At 59.1% G+C, this 2539-nt stretch carries 3 protein-coding genes; 1 reads left to right on the top strand and 2 read right to left on the bottom strand.

The genetic code is table 11. The annotated features are described in order from the left end of the window. Positions 1–252: 252 nt before the first annotated feature. Both AACH06_RS30035 and AACH06_RS30030 read right to left on the bottom strand, forming a co-directional pair. Positions 253–516, bottom strand: a complete 264-nt coding sequence (locus tag AACH06_RS30035) for a hypothetical protein (protein ID WP_341429512.1) — start codon at positions 514–516, stop codon at positions 253–255. An 87-nt stretch (positions 517–603) separates the two neighbouring features. Beyond that, on the bottom strand, positions 604–1008 hold the full coding sequence (locus AACH06_RS30030) for a hypothetical protein (protein ID WP_341429511.1): 405 nt from the start codon (positions 1006–1008) through the stop codon (positions 604–606). A 1019-nt stretch (positions 1009–2027) separates the two neighbouring features. On the opposite strand from AACH06_RS30030, the gene AACH06_RS30025 reads away from it, so the two are divergent. Then, the gene (locus AACH06_RS30025; protein WP_341429510.1) at positions 2028–2465 is read left to right on the top strand and encodes a hypothetical protein; all 438 of its coding nucleotides are present in this window, start codon (positions 2028–2030) and stop codon (positions 2463–2465) included. The last annotated feature ends 74 nt before the right edge of the window (positions 2466–2539 follow it).

Below are 2539 nucleotides of genomic sequence, written 5' to 3'. Positions count from 1 at the left end.
GCCGCCGAAGGGCGAACAGCCCACGCTGACGATGAAGAAGGCACCCAGAAACCGTTGGCACTTCGCTGAGACTTCACCAGCCCGCTGTTTTCTGATGCCTAACGTTCGACGTAAGGGGCGGCCGCAAGTGGGCGAAGCCCGCTTGTGGACGTCCCCTTGACGGAGGGGTTAGGCGTTGGCCGAGTGGGGGCACTATGCCCTGCTCGCGGAGATGGGAATGCCGGACACTGGTACTGAGCGCGCAGGCGGAGACTACTCATAAGCCACTTGCACATGGGGATTCGCTTTGAGAATCTGCTCAACCATTGCCTTCTGGCTTGCAGCCAGTGCACGACCGCTCCGCCATTGGCGAAAGACCAAGACAAACTTCTCCTCTTTCGGCCACGACAAGTAGTCGTGAAAGGCATCCCAGCTGTTGCCTTTCCAATGGCCGCCGACCAGCTCACAAAAGCCTTGATTGAAGGCAAAGACGAAGTCGCCGAATCCTTCTGCACCGCCGAGGTCAACAATAAACATTCGCACGCTACTCATCGTGACGCCTAACGTTTGACATGAGAGGCGCTTGGAGGCCGAAGGCCGGAAAGCGTCCTCTCGATGGATGGGTTAGGCGCCATTTTTCGCGGCAAACGGACTGGCGTCTAGTTGAACCTGAAATTCGTTGGCTTGCTCGTCGCCGACGTCTTCGTCATCCAGCTCGCACCACTTGGCTGCCAGGTAGAAGGGCTGACTCGTTCTGGCCTTCGCAACGACTTGTTCTGAAAAGGAAGGGTGCTTCCAAAGAAGGTCTTGTAGGTGACCACAACCTATGACTTCAAGTACTCGCTCGTTCGGTGCGTGATCGGTAAGCCACACGAGACATTCCAACCCTTCATCGGGATGGTGGGCACAGACCCAGTTCACCCATTCCCAAGAGTGGAACAGCGATCGATTTGCCTTTGAATCGCCCGCGTACTGAAGGTAGGCGATGAGCATTGATTCAGCTTCAGGCCAGATGGCGAAAGCGTTCATGGCGCCTAACGTTCGACGTAAGGGGCTGGCCGCAGGCCAGTCCCCTTGACGGAGGGGTTAGGCAGAGCGGCCAGAGCAACGAGATGCCTGGAACGCGATGCCGCAACCGACATGTATTTCAAACCCGGTGGCCCGACGAGCCAACGACTAGCAGAACAGAGTGCTTGCATAACAAATGCTACGACGGCTTAGCCGGACGAGACGAACGATTTCAGTCGCCTTGGCAAAGCGCTGAAAGCTTGACTTAGCAGAAATGGGCCGTGGAGTACCACCAGCGGCGAGGCGGAGCGTTTCCAGCAACCGTGGTCTGTTGCTGCAGCTACCCACATGTGCCCAGGCAGACTCGAATACGGCGGGAACCGCCACGGCCCGTGCGCTGGCCGCCGGAGGACGGACAGCCCACACCGACGATGGAGACGCCACCAAGTACTCGTGGATATGCAACTGCGCCTTCACCAACCTGCCGCCTTCTGATGCCTAACGTTCGACGTAAGGGGCTGGCCGCAGGCCAGTCCCCTTGACGGAGCGGTTAGGCAGAGCGGCCAGAGCACCGAGATGCCTGGAACGCGATGCCACAACCGACATGTATTTCATGCCTGGCAGGCAGGCGAGGCGCGCGTTGGCGGAGCAAGAGACCTGCATGACAAATGCTATGACGCCGGCCGGACGAGACGAAGGAATTCAACTGCCTTGGCAAAGCGCTGCAAGCTTGCCTTGGCAGAGATCGCCACAGAGTACCACCGGCGGTGACCAAGCAGAGCGATTCCAGCGACCGTGGCGTGCTACTGCGGCCACCTACATGTGCCCACGTGGCCTGGAATACGGCTGGAGCCACCACGGCCCGTGCGCTGGCCGCCGAAGGACGGACAGCCCACGCTGACGACGAAGCGGGCAGCCGACATGCGTGGATATGCTGCTTCGGACTCAATGGTCAGCCCCTGCCCATCTGATGCCTAACGTTCGACATAAGCGGCCTGCCGCAGGCAGGTCCGCTTGATGGAGGGGTTAGGCGCCACGGCGTGGGGAACCTGACTGACCATTGGGGTAACGGGTGCTTTGGTGCTGGCCGGAAGGCAGAGGGCTGTGCTGCACATGCCAATTGCGATGCGATTTGTGTTCAAGGATCAAGCGTTGCGGTACAGAAAGTATGCGCCTATGCCGAGCAGAGCCCAAAAGAGCAGACCAAAGAACATGCCAGCGTTAGCACTGATAACTCGAGGGGGAACATCGCGGGTGACTTCTCGACGAGCTTTACGGCGCCCACGGTCTTCAACGACACGTTCAACTCGAAGGCGACCCAGCGAGAAAAGCGGTACGACGACGCGACCGGTCAGGTAGCCGAAGAGCTCGAAAAGAAACTCGAATACAGGCCGCAGGATAAATTCACCGACGACTTCAAGGGGCATAAGGCGCCTAACGTTCGACGTAAGGGGCTGGCCGCAGGCCAGTCCCCTTGACGGAGCGGTTAGGCAGGGCGGCCGGAGCACAGAGATGCCTGGAACGCAATGCCACAACCGACATGTATTTCATG

Origin of the sequence: Ideonella lacteola, from assembly GCF_038066555.1 — a bacterium.
Taxonomy (GTDB): Bacteria; Pseudomonadota; Gammaproteobacteria; order Burkholderiales; family Burkholderiaceae_C; genus Ideonella; species Ideonella lacteola.
Note: the sequence above shows the minus strand (reverse complement) of the source record. Positions and strands in the feature narration are given on the sequence as shown.

Excerpts from the sequence above, each read along its gene's own strand:
- AACH06_RS30030 (WP_341429511.1), bottom strand. The coding sequence starts at position 1,008 with ATGAACGCTTTCGCCATCTGGCCTGAAGCTGAATCAATGCTCATCGCC.
- AACH06_RS30035 (WP_341429512.1), bottom strand. The coding sequence starts at position 516 with ATGTTTATTGTTGACCTCGGCGGTGCAGAAGGATTCGGCGACTTCGTC.